The organism is Kumtagia sp. (assembly GCF_059502445.1).
Genome location: NZ_JCACER010000076.1, coordinates 57,160 through 78,452, shown reverse-complemented (window position 1 = coordinate 78,452; position 21,293 = coordinate 57,160). Strand labels below are relative to the sequence as shown.

Below are 21,293 nucleotides of genomic sequence, written 5' to 3'. Positions count from 1 at the left end.
TGCAGGAAAACCGCGACGCGGCGTCCCGCCGCCTCAGTGGCCGGCGGCGCCCGGCGCACCGAACCAGGCGCCCAGAACCGAAAGCTGCTCCGGCCATTGCCCGTAGGCGCCCTTCAGCGTCATCTCGATCGCCACGTAGAGGATGACCAGCAGGCCGATATAGGCGATCCAGCGATATTTATGCAGCAGCCGGGCGATGAAGGAGGCGGCGAAACCCATCAGCGCGATGGAAAGCGCCAGCCCGATGATCAGCACCGTCGGGTGGTCCATCGCCGCGCCGGCCACCGCCAGCACGTTGTCGAGCGACATCGACACGTCGGCAATGACGATCTGCCAGGCGGCCTGGGCGAAGGTCTTGCGCCGCGCGCCGCTGGCGACCGCGCCGCTCTTGTCGTAGTCGGTATCGGAGAGCGCCTCGGTCGCCTCGTGCTCTTCCTCGTGCGTGGTCCTGAGCTCGCGCCACATCTTCCAGCAGACATAGAGCAGCAGGATGCCGCCGCCGATGAGCAGGATCGGACCGATCTGCAGGAGCTGCTGGGTGATCAGCGCGAAGACGATGCGCAGCACGGTGGCCGCGATGATGCCGACGAGGATGGCTTTCTTGCGCTGATCCGCGGGCAGACCGGCCGCCGCCAGGCCGATCACGATGGCATTGTCGCCGGCAAGCACCAGGTCGATGGCGATGACCTGCAGCAAAGCGGAAAAACCGGCGGCCGTGAAGATTTCCATTAGTGGAGGAGCCTCGTGAGGATCTGGTCGCGTGGTGGCCTACCGGGCGCGCATCTCAGCGTCAAGCACGCACTGCCTCGACCACGTCACGGCTGCCGCCACCGGCGCCGAGCTGGGCGGCGAAGAGGGTCGTCAGCCCTTGGCCTTGCGCGGCCGGCCACGGGTCTTGCGCGGCGCCGGGGCTTCCGCCTTGCGGCCAAGGCCCATCGATTTGGCAAGGGTCGAGCGCGTCGTGGCGTAGTTGGGAGCGACCATCGGATAATCGGCCGGCAGGTTCCATTTCGCACGGTACTGTTCCGGCGTCATGCCGTACTGCGTGGCGAGATGCCGCTTCAGCGACTTGAACTTGCGGCCGTCCTCGAGCGAGACGATGTAGTCGGGCGTCACCGACTTCTTGATCGGCACGGCAGGGGTAAGCGGCACGCTCTCGGGTGCCGGCCTGTCTGCCAATTTGTCGAGGGAGCTGTGTACACTGGCAACAAGATCGGCGAGGTTGGCCATCGGCACGCTGTTCTTCGACACATAGGCCGACACGATCGACACGGTCAATTCCAGCTTTGACGTCTGCTCTTCGTTCACGGTCTTCCTCCGCAAGTATCCGCCAGCGCTCTACAGCAAAAATCGGGCGAATCAAAATTCTTTTTAAGAAACCGGACGGCCCGAATCCTTCACGTCGCGGCAGGTATGCCGGCGGTCAACGGCGTGCGAAGTCATACCGCAAAAAAGCCAAAGACTGGGCCGATGCCAAATACGCGCATTTGGCGCGACGGTGCGAGGAGGACGGGAGAACATCATGAAGAACTTGGCGATTTTCGCCGCCGTGGCGATGCTGGCGGGCCTTGGCGCGCTGCCGGCCACGACGGTCCCGGCCGGCGCGCAGGGAATCGAGCTCGAGATCGGCCCGGACGGATCACGCATGCGGCTGCGCGACGATTGCAACCCGCGCTATGAGCGATGCCGGCGCGAAGACTGGCGCGACGACGAGGAGCGCCGCGACGACTGGCGCCGCGAGCGGCGGCGTTTCTGCACGGAGGACCGGGCGCTGGACAAGGCGGAACGGATGGGCATCCGGCGTGCCCGCATCGTCGGGGCCAACCGCCGGGTCATCGAGGTCCGCGGACGCGACCGCTTCGGCCAGCGGGTCCACATAGCCTTCGGCCGCGAGCGGAACTGCCCCGTTCTTGGTTGATCGGCGCGCCGGACGATTCTGCCGACAGCCGCGCCGTTGAAAGCCGCGACGCGGCTCCCGATCCGGTGAGCGGAATGCCATGGCATTCGCCCGGAAGCGGGAACCGGTTTCCGGCGGAATGCGCGAGCGACAAACGTCGAGTTCGTCGCGCACACCGATTCGACGCGGTCCCTTCGCGTGGATTTCTTGGCCGGCGAGCGGGCGGCAACAAAAAAAGGCCGGGGAACCCGACCTTCTCTGGGGCGTCCCCAACCTGCCGATACATCCACGGTCAGGCAGGAACGATCCTGCTATAGGCGAGCAGCATGACAGGCTCGTGACTCTCCAGGCTACAGGCAGACCACGCGGATGCGTCCGTCGGCCGCCGCCTCGTTGCGGCACTGCACGCTGCGCGGCGTGTCGGCCTTCATGCGCGGCAGGAGCCGTCCGGGCTGGCGGCGCGGCGCGGAAACCCGTGGCGGCGGCCCGTCGTCGGAAGCGACTGGCTGCGGCGTCGGCGGAAACTCGACGAGCCGGCTGGGCGCCTCGAGGTCGGTCCTGCGCGTCTCCAGGCGAGGCATGCCGTCGGAAACCATCTGAGCGGTATAGGCGGGAACGATGGTGCCGTCATACATCCGCGCGCAGCCGGACGCCGCGAGGCAGGCGGCGATGGACATCGACAGGCGGGCACAGGTCTTCCAGGCAGGCATCTGGTCAGGTCATTCCGGGTGCGCCGGTCAGGCCGGCTCGGCGGCAACTTAATGCAATGTATCGTCGGGCGAAACCGTTCCGAAGGAAGGAATGGGCGCGGGGCGAACAAAGAATGCACCAACCTGTAAGAGCCGGTGATCGGAAGAGCATGCAGGCATGTCGGGGGAACTTATCTTGCCGGCCATGTGCGGCAGGTCGGGCATGGCGGCGAAGATCATCGTTCAACTCTGCTTGTTCTTCCACGATAAGGTCGTCGCGATGCATTGTTTGTGATTGTCCATAGTTAAGCTGTGTGCGATGGAGAGAGCGGGATGGGACAAAGGGGGGCCGCATGGGCACGATCACCAACACCGATTTTCAGGCATTCAACCCGGCGCTGGAGGATATGCTCGATGCCATCTTCGTTGTCGGCGTTGCCGACGCGACGACCTACGAGATTGTCGGCAGCACTTCCGGCTATATCTTCCAACTGACCGGCAGCGACTTCTCCTATTCGGGCACGGATCCGGCCGGGGGCAGCATCACCGGCTTCAACGTGCTCGACCTGTCCGGCAATCTGATCGTTGCCGCCACCGGCCTTGACCGATCGCTGCTCGATGTCCTGGCCGGGCTGACGACTTCGTCGACGGAGGCGCTGCGGATCCTGTTCGGCACCGACAGTCATTCGTTCTTCGGCTCGGACTCGGACGACGACATCTCCACTTTCGACAGTACCGCGGCCGTGGACGGCGGCGGCGGCGACGACATGATTACTGGCGGCACAGGAAACGACATCCTGAACGGCGGTGACGGGCTCGACGACATCGACGGCGGTTCAGGCAACGACACGCTGGACGGCGGTGACGGGGACGACGACATCTATGGCGGCGACGGCAACGATATTCTGGCCGGCGGCGCCGGTGACGATTACGTCTATGGGGACGAGGATGACGACACCCTGAACGGTGGTGACGGGGACGACGCCCTCGACGGCGGCGCGGGCAACGACATCCTGGACGGCGGCGCCGGTGCCGACCTGCTCGATGGCGGCGACGGCGACGACCAGTTGTTCAGCCTCACCGGCCTCGAGTGCGGATGCGATATTGACGCTCTGGTCGGCGGCGCGGGCGTCGATTTCGCCTTCGTCGACCGCTCTGACTGGTCCATCGCGCTGCAGCTCGACCTGACCGATCCCTATTACGTCAACTACATCGCTGAACGGATCATCCTCACCGAGATCGAGCGCATCGAGTTCCATGCCGGCTCCGGCAACGACACGCTGACCGGCGGCGCCCTCGATGACGCGCTCTATGGGGGAGCCGGGCGCGACCTGCTCGACGGCGGCGCGGGCGACGATGTCCTGCAGGGTGGTGCCGGCATCGACACGCTGGATGGCGACGACGGCGACGACCTGCTCGACGGCGGGTCGGAAGCCGACACGATCGAGGGCGGTGCCGGCAACGACACCATTTTCGGCGGCAGCGGCTCGGACAACCTGTCCGGTGGCTCGGGCAATGACCTTCTCGACGGCGGGCCCGGCATCGACATCATGGATGGCGGCGACGGCGACGACACCTACGTCGTCGACAACATCTACGACATGCTCAATGAGGAGGATGGCGCCGGCACCGACCTGGTGATCAGCTCCGTCGATTTCCGCCTGGGCGCTCATTTCGAGAACCTTACCCTTGCCGGGGCGGCGATCATCGGCGTCGGCAACGAACTGGGCAACCTGATCGTCGGCAATGCGAACCAGAACCAACTCCTCGGGCTGGACGGAAACGACCGGCTCGACGGCGGCGCCGGCGCCGATCTCATGCTCGGCGGTCGCGGCGACGATTTCTACATCGTCGACAACGCCGGCGACCTGGCGGTGGAGGGTTCGGGCGAAGGCTTCGATCGAGTCATGGCCAGGGTCAGCTACGAGCTGCTGCCCGAAAGCGAGATCGAGTTGCTGACCACCAACGGTTCGATCGGTACCAGCCGGATCAACCTGACCGGCAACAGCTTCTACCAGGAGATCATCGGCAATTCCGGCGCGAACATCCTGTCGTCCAACCTGATGCGCGGCCTCGCCGGCAACGACACATACAGGGTCTACGACGCGGCGGACGTGGTGCGCGAGGATTCGCCGGGCGGTGGCATCGATCATGTCGCCGCCGCGGTGGATTATGCGCTGGCAAGCGGCGCCTACATCGAAAAGCTGACGACCAATGGCTCGACCGGCCTCTCCAACATCGATCTGACCGGAAACGAGAAAGGGCAGATCATCGTCGGCAACGCCGGTGCCAACCGGCTCGACGGCAAGGCCGGCAACGACACGCTCACCGGACTTGGCGGCAAGGACGGTTTCGTCTTCTCGACGGCACTCGGTCCCGACAATGTCGACACCATCACCGACTTCAACGTCGCCGACGACACGATCCGGCTCGATGCCGCGATCTTCGCGGCGGCGGGACCGATAGGGCGGCTTGCAGCCGCGGCGCTGCTGATCAACGACACCGGCGTGGCGACGGAAGCCGCCACCCGCATCGTCTACGACACGCTTACCGGCGCGCTGTTCTACGATGCCGACGGCAGCGGGACTGACTTCACGGGCATACAGTTCGCCAATCTGACGCCCGGTCTTTCGCTCACCAACGCCGACTTCGTGGTGTTCTGAGCGAATTCCTCGAGTCCGGTGCTGACGCACGGGAAAGGCGGTACGGATCGGCGGCGCCGACCCGTGCCGGCCGATTGCGGTTCACGCTATCTTAACCTCGGCGGGATGACTTGCTATCGTCGACCGACAGGCGGGACAACAGGGTGCAATCCTGGGTGGCGCCTGTGCTATCGTGCGGGTCGGGCAGCGAGCCAGCATTGGGGGGAGCGATGACGTCTAGGCCGGGATGGACATCGTTCGTGTCGCTGACCGCATTGGCGCTTAGTCTGTCCGTCGGCGTGCCCGAAGCCAGCGCGCAAGGTTTCTTCGAAAGACTGTTCGGCGGGGGTTCGAGGCAAGCCCGCCAGCAGGAATTCCCTGCAAATCCTCCCGCCAAGCGGCTTCGGAACGAAACGAAGACGGTCCAGAAAGCCAAAAACCGGCGCCAGGCCGCCTCCCTGCGCAAGGCAAAAGCGGCGCCGCAGATCAGTGCGCCGAGCTACTATACCTACAAGGCCGAGCCGCTGGTGGCAGTCGATTTTTCGTCGCTCACCCATGTGGCTACGCCGATCGTTTCGATCTCCCACGAAGCCGCCGCGACAGGCTTGCGGTTCGACGAGGCGCTTGCCGGCCTGGATGAGTTCGAGCTGCTCGCCGAAAAAGACATCGCCGCCGCGCTTTCTTCCTACTATGCCGAAAACCGGAGCTTCATCTGGATCGACGGGACCGAGCCCAACGCGCGCGCCTTCGAGACGCTGAGCGTGCTTTCCGAGGCGGCCGGGCACGGCCTCGATCCCGCCGACTACCAGGTCGGCTTCCCACTGTCGGCCGAACCGGTCGGACGTCGCCGCGACCTCATCCGCTTCGAGATGGCGCTGTCGGCGCGCGCACTTCGCTATGTCCGCGACGCCACGCGGGGACGCATCGATCCCAATCGCATTTCTGGCTACCACGACTTTCCGGCTAAGCCGCTCAATCTCGCCGGCGTGCTCACAATCCTGGCACGGACGAACGCACCGCGCGCCTATCTCGAATCCCGGCATCCCCGGAACCCGCAATACCGTGCGCTGCAAGCGGAGCTGAAGGCGCTCGAGACGGTGCAGGACGATACGGTGTCGGTCGATCCTGGGCTGCTGCTCAAGCCCGGCCAGTCAAGCCCTGAGCTGCCGAAGCTGCTGGCGCTGATCGCGCGCGATGCCGGCGCCCTGGGCGGCGAGGATCGCGAGACCTTGGCCCGGCTCGCCGCAAGCGAGGTCTATACCGGCGACCTGGTGCCGGTGATCAAGGCCGCCCAGCAGCGCGCCGGCCTCAAGCCCGACGGCGTCGTCGGCCCGAGGACCGTCCGGGCCCTCGTCGGAACGTCGAAGGCCGAGCGGATCGGCAAGGTCAAGGTCGCGCTGGAGCAATTGCGCTGGCTGCCCTCGCAACTCGGCAGCCCGCGCGTCTTCATCAACCAGCCCGCCTTCACCGCTGCCTATATCGATGGTGAAACGGAGACGCTGAAGACGCGCGTCGTCATCGGCGCGGCGGCGACGCAGACGAGCTTCTTCTACGACGAGATCGAGCAGGTCGACTACAATCCCTACTGGGGCGTGCCGCAGTCGATCATCGTCAACGAGATGCTGCCGCGCCTGCGCCGGGATCCGGGCTATCTCGATCGCGCCGGCTACGAAGTGTTCAACGGCAAGGGCAAGCGCATCCCGTCCTCTTCGGTAAACTGGTGGCGTTACGGCGCGAACGTTCCCTACACGATCCGGCAGACGCCGAGCGAAGCCAATGCGCTCGGCGAGCTGAAGATCCTGTTTCCCAACGAGCATGCCATCTACATGCACGACACGCCGGTGAAACATCTGTTCGAGCGCGACAGCCGCGCCTTCAGCCACGGCTGCATCCGGCTGCAGGACCCGCGCGGCATGGCCGCCGCGGTGCTCGGCACCTCGGTCGATCATGTCGCCGCAAAGCTGAAGCAGGGGCATTCCATGGAGAAGACCCCCAAGGTGCCGGTCTATATCGCCTATTTCACCGCCTGGCCGACGCCCGCCGGCACGGTCGAATATTTCGACGACGTCTACGATCGCGACTCGCGGGTGAGGCTGGCCATCGACGCGACCGAAGCGGTGCGGGCGCCGGGAAGCTGACCCGGAGCGTCGCCGGCCCTCGGCCAGCCGTCGACGTCAGTCGTAGCGCAATCCGTCCGATCCTCGTGAGGCACGGTCGGGGAGGCGGGTTACCCCCCCAATTCACGCCGCTGCTCAGCGCAGCCGGCCGGCCGCGTGGGCGAGCATGGTGTAGACCTTGCCTGTGTCGGAGGCGAGATAGGTCTGCTCCAGCCGCCCGTCGCGGTCGTTGCGCGAGATGTCCTTGAGCAGCTTCTCGAAATCCTCGCAGTAGCGGTCGACGGCCGCCTGGAAGTCGCGGTCGGCCTGATACTTGCGGCGGATCTCGTCGAAGGTCTGCTGCCCCTTCAGCGTGTAGAGGCGGCGTGTGAACACGTCGCGTTCGCCGCGCCGGTGGCGGGCCCACAGCTCCAGCGCCGCATCCTGGTCGATCGCCCGGGCGATATCGACGGTGAGCGAGCCGAGCGAGGCGGCGACCGGCGATCCCTTGCGCTCGGCGGGGCGGGGCTGCAGCGCGACCTCGCCGTCCTCGTTCTCGGCGCGCGCCGCGCCGCTCAGGAGGTCGCGCACCCAGCCCGTCTTGGGCCTTGCGTCTTCATCGCGCGAGGGTGCGGGATCGATCTTCGGCTCCGGCTTGCGCTCGGCCGCTGGTGCCGGCGGCACGAGCCGGCGAGGGGTCGGCGACGACTTGTCGGAAACATCGACGGTGCGGCCGGATTTGGCAACGATGTCGGACAGTTCCTTCAGCGCCTTGATCTGCTCGCCGACGGCGCGGCGGATCGCGGTGGTCGATTCCTTGGCCTCCTGCGGCATGTCGAGCACGCCCTTCTTGAGTTCCGCGCGGGTGGCGTCCAGATCGCCCTTGATGGCGCTTGCCGTGCGGCGCATCTCCTCGGTGGCGTCGGCGAAACGCTTGGTGGCGGATTCGACCACGTCGGTGATGGCGGCGCGGATCTTGTCCGTCGACTCGCGCGTGCGGCCCTCGGCCTTGTCGAGCGCGCCACCGACCAGGTTCTCGAACGACTTCATGATGGTCTCGAGATCCTCCGATTTCTTGACCAGGCCGACCGCGAGGTCCTCCAGTGCCGACTGCCGCTCCAGCGTGTGCTCGAGATTGCTCTGGGCCGAGCTCAGCAGTTGCGACGCGCTGGTGAGAAGGCGGCTGTGCTCCTCGAAGCGGGTGGCGATCGAGGCAACCTCGCGCAGCGTGCCGGACGACAGTTCGGTGAGGCGGCTGGTGTTGGATTCCACCAGCCGGGCCGAACTGGCGAAGGTGAGCGCGGCCTTCTCGGTGGAGGCGGCGAAGCGCTCGGTCGTGCTGCCGAGATCGGTTTCCACCTTCGACAGGTTTTCCGCCGCCGTCTCGATCAGCTTGCCGAGCTTGGCGCTCGACGTCGACATGCGCCCGATCAGCTCGTTGACACCCGTGGCGAGGCTGCCGCGGGCGCCGTCGACCGCGGCCAGCGTCTCGGCCGTGCGGCTGGCCAGCGCCTCGGCAAGCGCTGCGTTCTCGGCGCGCAGCTTCTCGGCGGCGCGCTCCGAAGCTTCCTCGACGGTTTTTTCGAGCTCGGCATGGGCGGCACCGAGCTTGTCGGCGATCGGCCGCGCCGTCTCGTCGAGCACGCGCGTGATCTCGGCGGAGCGTTCCGCCATCAGCGTGTTGAGCTCGCGGGTGCTGGCGGCGATGGCACGCGCCGCGTCGTTGGTGCTGTCGCCGATATGCTTGCCGACCGAAGAGAAGGTGTCGGCGACGATGCCGGCGCGCGACACCAATTGCTCCTCGGCGCTGGTCACATGCTCGCCGATCCTGCGGCCGAGTTCCTCGGCGCTCGCGGTCATGCGGCCTTCGACGTCGGCCAGGGCGGCGCCGACGCGGCCGGCGGCCGCCTCCGCGCTGCCGGCGAGCCGGCTCTCCGCATCCGACAGCTTCGCATCGACATGCGCGGCTGCCGCCTCGGCGCCGGACATGACGCGCTGGTCGGCGGCCGACAACGCCTGCTCGATCCGGCGGGCACGGATTTCCAGCTCCTTGGACGACTGGGCGACACGGGCGCCGATCCGCTCCTCGGCGGAGGAGAATGCGCTGGCCGCTTCCTCGGCGCGCGCGGCGATCACCGAGGCGCTCTCGCCGACGCGGGCGGCGAACCGCTCGTCGGCTTCCTTGAACACCTCGCCCATCTCCACGGCACGCGCCGACAGCGCGTCGGCGGCGGCGTTCGTACGGGCCGCGATACGCTCCTCGGCGGTCTCGAAGACGCTGCCGAGCTCGACGGCGCGGGCCGCCAGGGACTCTGCCGTCTGGTCCACCCGCGAGGCGATGCGCTGGTCGGCGGCCTCGAACACTTTTTCGAACTGGTCGGCTCGGCCGGCCAGCATGTCGGCGCTTTTCTCGACGCGGGCGGCGAGCCGCTCGTCCGTATCATGGAAGATGCGTCCGATCTCGCTGGCGCGCGCCGCCAACTGGCCGGCCGTCTCGCCGACACGGGCGGTGAGACGCTGGTCGGCGTTCTCGAACACCTGCACCAGCTCCGTGGCGCGCGCCCCGAACGCCTGCGCGCCGTTCTCGATACGCTCGGCGAACTTGCGGTCGGCCGTCTCGAGCAGCGCGCCGATCTCGCCGGTGCGCGCATCCAGCGTCTCGGCGCCCTTGGCGAAGCCCAGCACGATGCGCTCGTCGACGTTCTCGAACAGGCGTCCGATCTCCGCGGTCCGGGCGTTGAGAGCCTCGGCCGATTCGGCGATCCGCTGGGAGAGGGTGCCGTCGGCCTTGTCGAAACTCTGGCCGATCTCGGCGGCGCGGGCGGCAAGCGTCTCGGCCGTCGCCATCGCCCGCTCGACCAGCTGGCGATCGCTCTGGGCGAAGCTCTGCACGATCTCGGCGGCGCGCGCCGACAGCGTGTCGGCGGTCTCGCCGGTGCGGGCGAGGAGGCGCTGGTCGGTCTGCGCGAACACGTCGGCGATGTCGTTCGCCCGGGCGAGCAGCGCGGCCGAGGTCTCCTCGGCGCGCTCGGCGATGCGGCGGTCCGCATCGGTGAAGACGTCGCCGGCCTCCTTCTGCAACGCCGCGGTGATCTCCATCACCTTGTCGCGCAGCGAGGTGGCCACGGCCACGGCGCTGCCTTCCAGCGCCACGCGCACGTTTTCGACGCCGGCCGAAAGCGCCCGCTGCATCGTGCCGGTACGCTCCTCGATGACCCCGGTCTGGCGGTCGAATGCCTCGCCGATCTTCTCGACATCGGCGGCGATCGCCTGCGAGATGAGCTCGCGCTTGCCGGCGATGCTGTCGATATGCGCGGAGATTTCGAGGTCGATGGTGCGGCGTGCGTCGACCAGCTTCTCCAAATCGGTGTCGAGCGCCTGCGCAAAGCTCTGGCGGCCCTCGGCCAGTCTGCCGAGATGGTCCACAACCATCGCGTCGATACCGGCGCGGCTGTCGGCGACCTTGCGGAGGTCGGCTTCGAGCGCTTCGGCGAGCACGCCGCGGCCTTCGGTGATGGTCGCCGCCTGCGACTGCACGAGCTGATCGAGGGCATCCCGGGCTTCGGCGAGCTTCGCCAGATCGTCGTCGAGCGCCCGCTCGAGCAGGGCCCGGCCTTCCGCCAGCTTGCCGGCATGCATCTCGATGGCGCGGTCGACGCCTGACCGGGTGTCGCTGATCTCGGCGAGATCGGCTTGCAGCGCCTGCTTCAGCGTTTCGCGGCTTTCCGCCAGCTTCGCGACATGCGCCTCGACGAGACGGTCGAGGTCGCCGCGTGCGTCGCCCAGCCTGGACAGATCGCTTTCCAGCGCGCGCCGCAGGATGTCGCGGCCCTGGGCCAGCTTCTCCACCTGCGCGGCGACCAGCGCGTCGATGCCGGCACGGCTTTCGGACAGCTTTGCCAGATCGTCGGCAAGCGTGCGGGCGAGGACATCGCGGCCCTCGGCCAGCTTGTCCGCCTGGCCGGCGATCGCCTGATCGACCATGGCGAGATCGCCGCGCAGGGCGTCCGTCAGCGTACCGCGCGCCTGTGCGAGCTTTTCGGTCTGACCGGCAATGAGCTGGTCCACCGTCTCCAGGTCGCCGCGCAGCGCCTCGGTGAGGGCGTTGCGGGTTTCCGCCAGCTTTTCAACCTGGCCGTCGACCATGCCGCCGATACTCGCCATGTCCTGTTCGAGGGCGCGCGACAGCATCTCGCGGCCGTCGGCGACCTTGGCGATCTGGTCGCGGATGATCGTCTCCAGACCGGACATGTCGGTCTCGATGGCGCGGGCCAGCATATCGCGGCCTTCGGAGATGCGGTCGAGCTGCTTGCCGACGATCTCATCGAGCACGTCGCGGCTTTCGCCGACCTTGTTGAGATCGGCTTCGAGCGCCCGCGACAGCAGGCTGCGGCCTTCCGCCAGCTTGGCGACATGGCCGACGATCATGCTGTCGAGCCCTTCGCGTGCCGACGCGACCCTGGTGAGGTCGGCTTCCAGGGCCTCGGCGAGGGTGGTGCGGCCCTCGGCGATGCGGTCCACCTGCGCCTGGACGAGACCGTCCACCGCGCTGCGGGCTTCCGCCAGCTTGTCGAGGTCGGCTTCGAGCGCCAGCTTCAGGGCGTCGCGCCCTTCCGACAGCTTGTCGAAATGCGAGGCGACCAGCCGGTCGATCTCGCCGCGTGCGTCCTGGACCTTGGCCAGATCCTCCTCCAGGGCGCGCGTGAGCCGGTCGCGGCCCTCGGTGAACTTCTCGACCTGGTCGACGACGATGCCGTCGATCGTGGCGCGGCTCTCCTGCACGACCGCGAGGTCGGCCTCGAGCGCGCGCTTCAGCATCTCGCGGCCCTCGGCGAGCTTGTCCAGATGACTGGCGGCGATGTGGTCGATCTCGGCGCGGCTCTCCAGCACCCGGCCAAGGTCGTCCTGCAGCGCCTGCTTCAGCACTTCGCGGCCTTCGGCCAGTGCCCGGACATGATCCTGGGCGATGCCGGTGATCTCGGCACGGCTCTCCACAAGCTTCTGGAAATCGGCGTCCAGCGCCCTCCTGAGGATGTCGCGGCCCTCGGCCAGCTTCTCGACCTGAGCGGCGACGAGCCCGTCGATGCCGGCCCGGCTCTCCGCCAGCTTGGCCAGATCCGCCTCGAGCGCCTGCTTGAGCATCTCGCGGCCTTCGCCGAGTTTTTCGACATGGGCGGCGGCGATGCCATCGATCTCCGTGCGGCTCTCCGAAAGCTTAGCCAGGTCGGCTTCGAGCGCCTGTTTCAGGATTTCACGGCCTTCGCCGAGCTTCTCGATATGGCTGGTCGCCAGGCCGTCGATCTCCGCGCGGCTTTCCGAAAGCTTCGCCAGGTCGGCTTCCAGCGCGCGCTTCAGGATGTCGCGGCCTTCGGCCAGCTTCTCCACCTGCGCGGCGACAAGCCCGTCGATGCCGGCGCGGCTCTCCGCCAGCTTGGCGAGATCCGCCTCCAGCGCCTGCTTGAGCATCTCACGGCCTTCGCCGAGCATTTCGATATGCCCGGCGGCAATACCGTTGATCTCGGCGCGGCTTTCGGACAGCTTGGCGAGGTCGGCCTCAAGCGCCTGCTTGAGCATCTCGCGGCCTTCGCCGAGTTTTTCGACATGGGCGGCGGCGATGCCGTCGATCTCCGTGCGGCTTTCGGAAAGTTTCGCGAGGTCGGCTTCAAGCGCCTGCTTGATCATCTCGCGGCCCTCGGCCAGCTTCTGGATATGGCTGTCGGCAATGCCGTCGATCTCGGCCCTGCTGTCGGACAATCTTGCCAGGTCCGCCTCCAGTGCGCGCCTGAGGATGTCGCGGCCCTCCGCCAGCTTCTCGACCTGGGCGGCGACGAGACCGTCGATGCCGGCGCGGCTTTCGTCGAGCTTGGCAAGGTCGTCGGCCAGCCGCTTCGACAGCACGTCGCGGCCCTCGGCGAATTTCTGGGCCTGAACGTCGCCGGCGGCATGCATCCGGGCGATGTCGCTCTCCAGCGCGGCGGTGAGCAGGCTACGGCCCTCGACAAGCTTGTTCACATGCGTGGCGACCATTTCGTCGATGGTGCTCATGTCCGAGGCGAAGGCCTGGCTCAGCGCCTCGCGGCCTTCCGCCAGCCGTCCGGACTGGCCCGACAGCATGCCTTCGATGTCGGCCATCTCGGTTTCGAGCGCGCGCGACAGGATGCGCCGGCCCTCGGACAGCTTGTCGAGATGGTTGGCGACCATGGCGTCAATGTTGGCGAGATCGGCTTCCAGCGCCTTGGACAGAACGCTGCGGCCGCCTTCGATCTTTTCGGCCTGACTGACGACCAGACCGTCGATGGTCTCGACGTCGCTTTCCAGCGCCCGGCTGAGCGCCTGACGGCTTTCGGTGATGCGTTCGATCTGGCCGCCCACCAGATGCTCGATGTCCTCGAACTCGCCATGCAGCGATTGGGTCAGCGCCCGCCCGCCCTCGGCGATCTTGGCGATCTGCTCGGCAACCGTCGCCTCGACACCGCCGAGATCACTGCGCAGCGCCTCGATCAGGCCCTTGCGGCTGGCGTCGATCCGGTCGATCTGCGTCGAGATGGTGGCTTCCAGGCTGCCGACGTCCTCGTCGAGCGCCCGGCTCAGCGCGCCGCGCGTATCGGCGATGCGGGCGGTCTGGGTGGTGACGATGGTCTCCAGCCGTTCCAAATCCTTTTCAAAGGCTTGCGACAGCGCATTGCGACCGTCCGCGAACTTTTCCAGCTGCGCGGCGACCATGCCGTCGATCACCGAGGAGTCCGCCTCGAGTGCACGCGACAGGATGTTCCGTCCCTCGCTCAGCTTGGCGACGTGCGAGGTCACCATCTCGTCGATGCTGGTGCGGCTCTGGGCCAGCTTCTCGGCGTCCTCGTGCAACGCCCGCTCGAGGCCTTCGCGGCCTTCGGCGATCTTGCGCAGCTGCTCGCCGAGCGAAAGGTCGATGAGGGTGCGCGACTCGTCCAGCCTGCGCAGGTCCTCCTCGACCGCCTTGGCAAGCGTCTCGCGGCCCTCCGCCATCTTGCGGACCTGGGCGTCGACCGCTTGCTCGATCTCGTCGCGGTCGGCTGTGAAGCGTTCCAGGTCGGCGCGCAGCACGCCGGCCATGCGCTCGCCGCTCTCGGTGATCTTGCGCGCATGCTCGTCGATGACATCCTCTATGCCCTGGCGCGCCGTGGTCAGCCTGCCGAGGTCGGCGTCGAAGGCCTGCGCCGCCATGGAGCGGGCGTCTTCCAGCCGGCCGGCGAAGTCCACCGCATGCGCCTCCAGCATGGTCGAGGTGGAGGTCACCATCTCGGCCATGTCGGCGTTCAGCTTGCTCTTGTTCTCGTCGATGAGGTCGGCGAGCTGCTGGCGCCCGCCTGTGAAGGTGGCGGCGATCTCGGTGGCGCGCTCGACCAGCGTGTCGTTGATCTGGCGGGCGCGTGCCTCCAGGGCGGCGTTCAGCTTCTCCGTTCCCGTGTCGAGCGCCTCTGCCCGCGTCTGGAATTCGCTGATCAGGCTCTGGCCGCGCTCGGCCAAGGTGCGCTCGATGCCCTTCAGGCTGGTGTCGAATTCCTCGTTGAGGGTGCGGGCGGCATCGCCGAGCAGCGAGACCATGCCCGACGTCCGCTCGTCGAGCAGGTCGCTCAGCGAGCGCGTCGCATCCTCCGACGTCTGCTTGAGGGTGGCGATGCGGGTGTCGAGCAGGCTGGCGAAGGCCTCGCCCGAGGTGGTGATGCGCTCGCTCAGCGCGTCCAGTCGGCTGCCGATCGACTCGAAGATGGAGCTGCCGCTGTCGTTGATGCGGTCGATCAGCGCGTCGCCGGAATTGTTGATGGTCATCGACAGTTTTGTCGACGCGCCGAGAATGCTGTCGCGGATGGCGTCGCTTGCCGAGCTCAGCTGCTCCTTCAGCGTCTCGTTGGCGCCGGTGATCGAGGCGCGCACGCGCTCGGCGTGACCGACCACCGCCTCGCGCTCGCTGCCCAGGCCGTCGACGAGCGCGCGGATGCGCGCCTCGTTCTCGGAATAGGAGCGTTCGAGCTGGTTCACCTCAGTGTGGACGAGCGTCTCCAGCTCGACGGCGCGCGCCAGCGTGCGCTCGATGCCTTCGCCCATGGCAGCGACCTCGCGCCGCACCGCCTGGCCGACGGTGAGCACGCGGCCCTGCGCGAGATTCTCCGGTTCGGCGAGGCGGGCGGCTACTTCGGCCATGCCTTGCGCGGCCAGGCGCATGTCCTGGGCGCGGCGGACCATGACGGCAAAGCCCCAGAACAGGATGAGCGGCGTCAGCGTGATGACGGCGACGAGCAGCACGACCGGCTGCTCGAGTATGGCGGCAATCGACGGCTGGGCAAGAATTTCCGGATCGACCAGCAGGTAGCCGAGCGCCAATCCGCCGGCGATCCACAGCAGCGACAGCAGGGCGACGGTCCAGTAGATCGCCGAGGACGAACGGCGCGACAGGCTCTGCAGCATCAGCCGCGTATCGCGGACGCTGTCGTCATTGGCGGCCGTGAAGGCCGGCTGCGGCGCGTCGACCGGGCGCAGGCCGAGCGACGAATGGGGCTTGACGTCCTCCGCGCGTTCGATGTCGGCGGCCTCGGATTGCGACGCGGCCTTGACCGATCCGGAATCCATCTCGCGGCTCTCGCGCGACAGCTCCTCGGCCGCCCGCGATATCTGCGCCTCCAGATCCTCCATGGACGCGGCGATGTCGAGATCGCCGGTGCCGGTGGGATCGTTGTTCAGCGCATCCTCGAGTTCCTTCGCGGCATCGCCATCGAGGTGCTTCGAGGTCGTCGGTCTCTTCGCCATGCCGCTACTACCCTGTACCAATGCCGCAGTGCCAGCCGAAACTGGCAGGGAAAGCCCCGTTCGCAAAGCCCGTTATAACCCAGTTTCATCGTATCTACCGGGTTCGGTAAAGAAAACTCCAATCCGGGCGAATGCGTAAAAGTTTAAACATAGGGTTAACGCCTGCGCAGCCTAAAGCCAGGATTTGAGCCGTTTTTTGGCCGCTTTTTCGATTAACCGGTTATCCACACGATAGACATAGGGTGCGACGGACGCGCCGGATCAGTATCGAGGTTCAACCGGAATGTTGCAGAACGAAATGAATGCGGTCGCTTTCTCCCGGCCAGGCGGAGAGGCGGCGAGGACCATGCGCGGCCGACCCATCGATCTCGCCCATCTCGCCCGCCAGACCATGGGCGACCGCGCCCTCGAGCAGGAGATCCTCGGCCTGTTCGTGCAGCAGACCCGGCAGGTGCGCGACCGGATCGGCGAGGCGGAGCCTCGGGAATGCCGACAGCTGGCGCATGGGCTCGTCGGCTCGGCGCGCGGGGTCGGCGCCTTCGCCATTGCCGACTGCGCCGCCGAGATCGAGGCGGAGCCGGAGAACCGCACCGCCAAGAAACGGCTCGCCAGGCTGATCGACGAGGCGCGCGACTTCGTGGCGGCGATCGGGCGCTAGGACCAGCGGGCAGGGCGGTCTGGGCCACGCCGAAAGGCCCTCTTGTTGACACGGCCGCCACAGTGCTTATGTCCGGGCTGACTAGGCATTCCGGACCGATACCCAATCATGACCAAGCTGACTTTTGTAGCCTTCGACGGCACGCGTTTCGAAGTCGATGCCGAGAACGGCTCGACGGTGATGGAGAATGCCATCCGCAATGCCGTGCCGGGCATCGAGGCCGAATGCGGCGGGGCCTGCGCCTGCGCCACCTGCCATGTCTATGTCGACGAGGCGTGGACCGGCGTGGTCGGCGAGCCGGAGGCGATGGAAGAGGACATGCTGGACTTCGCCTACGAGGTAAGGCCGAATTCGCGCCTGTCGTGCCAGATCAAGGTGCGCGACGAACTCGACGGGCTCGTGGTGAGCGTGCCCGAACGGCAGGGATAAAGCCGCCCGCTCGGAGGGAAAAGCCATGGCAGAGCCGACCCGCACGGATGTCCTGATCGTCGGGGCGGGGCCGGTCGGGCTGTTCGCCGTCTTCCAGCTTGGGCTGTTCGACATGCGTTGCCACCTGGTCGACATCCTCGACCGGCCTGGCGGCCAGTGTGCCGAGCTCTATCCGGAAAAGCCGATCTACGACATTCCCGGCTATCCGATGATCTCGGCGCAGGGCCTGGTCGACCGGCTGATGGAGCAGATCGCCCCGTTCAAGCCCGGCTTCACCTTCAACCGCATGGTCACCGCCCTGGAGCGGCTGGAGGACGGCGGTTTCCGGGTGACCACGGACGAGAACGAAGTGTTCGAGGCCCGCGTCGTGGTGATCGCCGCCGGCGGCGGCTCGTTCCAGCCGAAGCGGCCGCCCATTCCCGGCATCGAGGCCTATGAAGGCGGCAGCGTCTTCTATTCGGTGCGCCGCATGGAGGCGTTCCGCGGCGAAAAGGTGCTGATCGTCGGCGGCGGCGATTCCGCCCTCGACTGGACGCTCAACCTGCAGCCGGTTGCCGAAAGCGTGACGTTGGTGCATCGCCGGCCGGAGTTCCGCGCCGCGCCCGACAGCGTCAACAAGATGTATGCGCTGCAGGAGATGAAGCAGCTCGAATTCCTGGTCGGCCAGGTGACGGGCCTTCACGGCGGCGACGGAAAATTGACGGCTGCGACCGTCAAGGGGCCGGACGGCGAGGTCGAGGTGCCGTGCACGCGGCTCTTGCCCTTCTTCGGCCTGACGATGAAGTTCGGGCCGGTCGCCGACTGGGGCCTCAATCTCCACGAGAACCTGATCCCGGTCGACACCGAGAAATTCGAGACCTCCGAGCCCGGCATCTTCGCCATCGGCGACATCAACTGGTATCCCGGCAAGCTGAAGCTGATCCTGTCCGGCTTCCACGAGGCGGCGCTGATGGCGCAGGCGGCCAAGCGCATCGTCAGCCCGGGCGAACGCATCGTGTTCCAATACACGACCTCCTCCACCAGCCTGCAGAAGAAGCTCGGCGTGGCGTGAGGTCGTTCGTCTTCAGGTCGATCCGAAAATCTTCTGCCAGAGCTCGACGATGAAGGAGGGGCGGTAGTTCTTCGCCCTCTCGGCCGCCTGCATTTGCTCCAGCCGGTAGAGCATGAGGCGCAGCAGCCGGCTCTCGAAATTGATGCCTTCGACCCGGTCGAACTCGTCCTGCGCGGCATTGTGCCTTGCAAGCACCTTGGCGGTCACTTCCTTGATCTTCTCGGCGGTCTGCTGGCAGGTCGGCTGCCGGTCGATCGCCAGCAGCGCCCGCTCCAGCTCGCGGGCGTGGTTCTTGGCGATGACGACGTGGCTCTCCTCGTGCCGCTTGATGTCGGCGGCCAGCGTGTCCCAGATCAGCCGGACCTCGCGGTCGGCCTGTTTCGAGCGCCGCCATTTCGGCAGGATCACCTTGGCCTTGACCGTCACGTCGGCCTGGACGATGCGGCAGCGGCCGTTCTGCTCGCCATAGCCGATGCGGCTCTTGAACTCCATCTGAGTCACGCCGGGGTGGCGGCGGCCGGAGCTCTGCACATGCGGCCCGCGCTCGGCCAGTTGCGATTCGATCTCGTCGAGCGTGCTGCCGCCGATCGAGAAGTAGCTGTAGCTCTTGGAAATGCTGGCCGCGCCGGCAGCCGGGGCGGTGAGGGCAATCATGGCCAGCGCAGTCAAGGTTCGTTTCAGCATGTTGCCTCTGGCGGCACCATGCTTTACGGGCGTGCCCGGCGCAATGAAAAATCGGCGGCTCACGGCAATTCGATGAAAGCGACGGTCTGGCAACTCGCGCATGGGCGAAGCCTGGGGCTTGGCGAGCGCGCCGTCGTCATGGGCGTCCTCAACGTCACGCCCGACAGCTTTTCCGACGGCGGCCGTTTCGTCGATTTCGACCGCGCACTGGCGCAGGCGGAGCGCATGGCGGCCGAGGGTGCCGCCATTATCGACGTCGGCGGCGAATCGACCAGGCCGGGCGCCGATCCGGTGCCCGCCGACGAGGAGCAGGCGCGCGTCCTGCCGGTGATCGCCGCTCTTGCGAGCAAGGGTGGCGTCCTGATCTCGGTCGATACCTACAGGGCCGAGACGGCGCGGCTCGCTGTCGCCGCCGGCGCCCATATCGTCAACGACGTCTGGGGCTTGCAGCGCGACGTCGGCCTCGCACGGAGCGCAGCCGGGACCGGTGCGGGCCTGGTCGTCATGCATACCGGGCGCGACCGCCGGAAGCTGCCCGACGTCATCGACGATCAGGTGGCATTCCTGTCCGAATCGCTGCGCCTGGCGCGGGAGGCAGGCGTCGCCGACGACCAGATCGTGCTGGATCCCGGCTTCGGCTTCGCCAAGGACGCCGAGGAGAATCTGGCCTTGATGGCACGCTTCGAGGACCTGGCGCGGCTTGGCCGGCCGTTCCTGGTCGGCACCTCGCGAAAGCGCTTCGTCGGCCATGTGACTGGCCGCGATCCCGACCATCGCGCAGCCGGCACGGCTGCCACCAGCGTCATCCTGAGACTGAAGGGCGCGGCGCTGTTCCGCGTCCACGATGTCGCAATCAACATCGATGCCCTGGCCTTCGCCGATGCTATGCTTGCCCGCGGCGGCAAGGAATAAGACCGCGGAACGGCGCGACGGGAAAAATGTACACGATCAAGATCAAGAACTGCGCCTTCTTCGCGCGGCACGGCGTGTTCGACGCCGAGGAGACGCTGGGACAGCGTTTTTACGTCGATGCCCTGCTGTCGGTCGATCCCGGCGACGCGCTGCTGACCGATTCGATCGGAGGCACCGCCGACTATGGCGAGGCCTTCTCGGTGATCGAGCGCATCGTCATGGGCGAGCGGCGTTTTCTGATCGAATCCCTGGCGCTGGAAGTGGGCAGGGCGCTGGTTGCCGAATTCCCGCAGATCACGCGGGCCGAGATAACCATCCGCAAGCCCAACGCGCCGGTGCGCGGCGTGCTCGATTATGTCGAGGTGACGGTTGTCTGGCCGCAATAGGGAGCACGTCTTCCTCAGCCTCGGCGGCAATCTCGGCGACCCGGCGCGGGCGATGGGCGCGGCGCTGCGCCTGATCGACGCCGATGCCGAGTGCACCGTGGCCGCGGTGTCGTCTCTCTACCGCACGCCGCCCTGGGGCAAGCTCGACCAGCCGGACTTCCTGAACTCGGCGGCGGAAATCCTGACGTCGCTGCCGCCGCGCGCTTTCCTCGACCTCTGCCTGGAGGCCGAGCGGCGGCTGAAGCGGGAGCGCCGGGAGCGCTGGGGTCCGCGGCTGATCGACATCGATATCCTGCTGTTCGGGACGCGCCGCGTCCATGAGCCCGGCCTCGAGGTGCCGCATCCGCGCATGGCCGATCGCGCTTTCGTGCTGGTGCCGCTGGCAGAGATAGCGCCGGACGTCGCATGGGACGGCGTGGCGCTGTCGCAACGGATCGAGGCGATCGACACCTCCGGCATCGAGCGCATGCCGGGCGGCCGCGACTGGTGGAGGCAGTAGCGTCGGTCAGCCGGCGAAGCCGCCGCCGTCGAGAAAGGCCTGTTCCTCCGGCGTGGTGTCGCGGCCGAGGATAGCGTTGCGGTGCGGGAAGCGGCCGAACCTTGCGACGATGTCGCGGTGGCCGCGCGCATGCTTGGCATAGTCCTCGGCAAATTCCTCGGGCAGCGAGAGGTTGAAACGCACCGCCTCCTCCTGGTCGGCCAGGTTCTCCGAATGCGAGAAGGGTAGGTAGAAGAAGACGCGGATCGGCCCCTCCAGGGCGCGGTCGTGGCCGGCCTCGATCGCTTTGCGCGCGAAGCGGCGGGCGAGCGGGTCGGTGGCATACATGTGCCCGGTGCCGCGAAAACAGTTGCGCGGCAGCTGGTCGAGCAGGATCATCAGGGCAAGCGACCCCTCCGGCGTCTCCGACCACCGGTCGAGCTCGCGCCGCGCCGCCGCCATGTGCGTCTGCATCAGCGTGTCGCGGAACGCAGCGTCGAAGGCCTCGTCTTTCTCGAACCAGCGTTTCGGTCCGGCCTCCCGCCAGAAGCTGACCACCTGGTCTATCGTGGCGATCATCGGCAATCCTC

At 67.1% G+C, this 21,293-nt stretch carries 15 protein-coding genes; 9 read left to right on the top strand and 6 right to left on the bottom strand.

Translation table 11 applies throughout. The annotated features are described in order from the left end of the window. Positions 1-33: 33 nt before the first annotated feature. Together AC5JDC_RS20170 and AC5JDC_RS20165 are read right to left on the bottom strand one after the other, a co-directional pair. Positions 34-729, bottom strand: a complete 696-nt coding sequence (locus tag AC5JDC_RS20170) for a TerC family protein (protein ID WP_106771087.1) — start codon at positions 727-729, stop codon at positions 34-36. Between the two features lie 132 nt (positions 730-861). Beyond that, a complete protein-coding gene (locus tag AC5JDC_RS20165) occupies positions 862-1,308 on the bottom strand; it encodes a Ros/MucR family transcriptional regulator (RefSeq protein WP_106771086.1) in 447 nt (148 codons plus the stop codon). Positions 1,309-1,522: 214 nt separating this feature from the next. Between AC5JDC_RS20165 and AC5JDC_RS20160 the strand changes: the two genes are divergently transcribed. Continuing rightward, the gene (locus AC5JDC_RS20160) at positions 1,523-1,918 is read left to right on the top strand and encodes a hypothetical protein (RefSeq protein WP_495844013.1); all 396 of its coding nucleotides are present in this window, start codon (positions 1,523-1,525) and stop codon (positions 1,916-1,918) included. 329 nt (positions 1,919-2,247) lie between these two features. Here AC5JDC_RS20160 and AC5JDC_RS20155 read toward each other — a convergent pair whose 3' ends face one another. Next, positions 2,248-2,607 carry a hypothetical protein gene (locus AC5JDC_RS20155; protein ID WP_133170059.1) on the bottom strand — a complete coding sequence of 120 codons (360 nt, stop codon included), beginning with the start codon at positions 2,605-2,607 and terminating at the stop codon, positions 2,248-2,250. Between the two features lie 332 nt (positions 2,608-2,939). Between AC5JDC_RS20155 and AC5JDC_RS20150 the strand changes: the two genes are divergently transcribed. Both AC5JDC_RS20150 and AC5JDC_RS20145 read left to right on the top strand, forming a co-directional pair. Continuing rightward, positions 2,940-5,249, top strand: a complete 2,310-nt coding sequence (locus AC5JDC_RS20150) for a calcium-binding protein (RefSeq protein WP_495844011.1) — start codon at positions 2,940-2,942, stop codon at positions 5,247-5,249. 239 nt (positions 5,250-5,488) lie between these two features. Continuing rightward, positions 5,489-7,366 carry a L,D-transpeptidase family protein gene (locus AC5JDC_RS20145; RefSeq protein ID WP_495844009.1) on the top strand — a complete coding sequence of 626 codons (1,878 nt, stop codon included), beginning with the start codon at positions 5,489-5,491 and terminating at the stop codon, positions 7,364-7,366. Positions 7,367-7,480: 114 nt separating this feature from the next. On the opposite strand, the gene AC5JDC_RS20140 is transcribed toward AC5JDC_RS20145, so the two are convergent. Further along, complete coding sequence (locus AC5JDC_RS20140; RefSeq protein ID WP_495844007.1) at positions 7,481-16,105, bottom strand: hypothetical protein; 8,625 nt, start codon at positions 16,103-16,105, stop codon at positions 7,481-7,483. A 346-nt stretch (positions 16,106-16,451) separates the two neighbouring features. On the opposite strand from AC5JDC_RS20140, the gene AC5JDC_RS20135 reads away from it, so the two are divergent. From AC5JDC_RS20135 to AC5JDC_RS20125, 3 genes are all read left to right on the top strand, one after another. Next, positions 16,452-16,763 (top strand): Hpt domain-containing protein, encoded by a 312-nt coding sequence (locus AC5JDC_RS20135; protein ID WP_495844004.1) that lies wholly within the window; start codon positions 16,452-16,454, stop codon positions 16,761-16,763. A 108-nt stretch (positions 16,764-16,871) separates the two neighbouring features. Beyond that, positions 16,872-17,192 (top strand): 2Fe-2S iron-sulfur cluster-binding protein, encoded by a 321-nt coding sequence (locus AC5JDC_RS20130; RefSeq protein ID WP_106771080.1) that lies wholly within the window; start codon positions 16,872-16,874, stop codon positions 17,190-17,192. 25 nt (positions 17,193-17,217) lie between these two features. After that, entirely contained in the window at positions 17,218-18,243 is a 1,026-nt protein-coding gene (locus AC5JDC_RS20125; protein WP_495844002.1) for an NAD(P)/FAD-dependent oxidoreductase, read from the top strand. Positions 18,244-18,255: 12 nt separating this feature from the next. Here the strand turns inward: AC5JDC_RS20125 and AC5JDC_RS20120 are convergent, their stop codons facing one another. After that, the gene (locus AC5JDC_RS20120) at positions 18,256-18,927 is read right to left on the bottom strand and encodes a DUF922 domain-containing Zn-dependent protease (protein ID WP_495844000.1); all 672 of its coding nucleotides are present in this window, start codon (positions 18,925-18,927) and stop codon (positions 18,256-18,258) included. Positions 18,928-18,999: 72 nt separating this feature from the next. On the opposite strand from AC5JDC_RS20120, the gene folP reads away from it, so the two are divergent. From folP to folK, 3 genes are read left to right on the top strand one after another with little or no spacing between them, the layout of a single operon-like run. Next, the gene (gene folP, locus AC5JDC_RS20115) at positions 19,000-19,839 is read left to right on the top strand and encodes a dihydropteroate synthase (RefSeq protein ID WP_495843998.1); all 840 of its coding nucleotides are present in this window, start codon (positions 19,000-19,002) and stop codon (positions 19,837-19,839) included. A gap of 26 nt (positions 19,840-19,865) precedes the next feature. Next, entirely contained in the window at positions 19,866-20,225 is a 360-nt protein-coding gene (gene folB, locus AC5JDC_RS20110) for a dihydroneopterin aldolase (protein ID WP_495843996.1), read from the top strand. Further along, positions 20,209-20,724: a 2-amino-4-hydroxy-6-hydroxymethyldihydropteridine diphosphokinase gene (gene folK / locus AC5JDC_RS20105; RefSeq protein ID WP_106771075.1), complete on the top strand. Its 516-nt coding sequence runs from the start codon at positions 20,209-20,211 to the stop codon at positions 20,722-20,724. Before folB ends, folK begins: the two co-directional genes overlap by 17 nt. Positions 20,725-20,730: 6 nt before the next feature. On the opposite strand, the gene AC5JDC_RS20100 is transcribed toward folK, so the two are convergent. Next, positions 20,731-21,282 carry a DUF924 family protein gene (locus AC5JDC_RS20100; protein WP_495843993.1) on the bottom strand — a complete coding sequence of 184 codons (552 nt, stop codon included), beginning with the start codon at positions 21,280-21,282 and terminating at the stop codon, positions 20,731-20,733. Positions 21,283-21,293 lie beyond the last annotated feature (11 nt).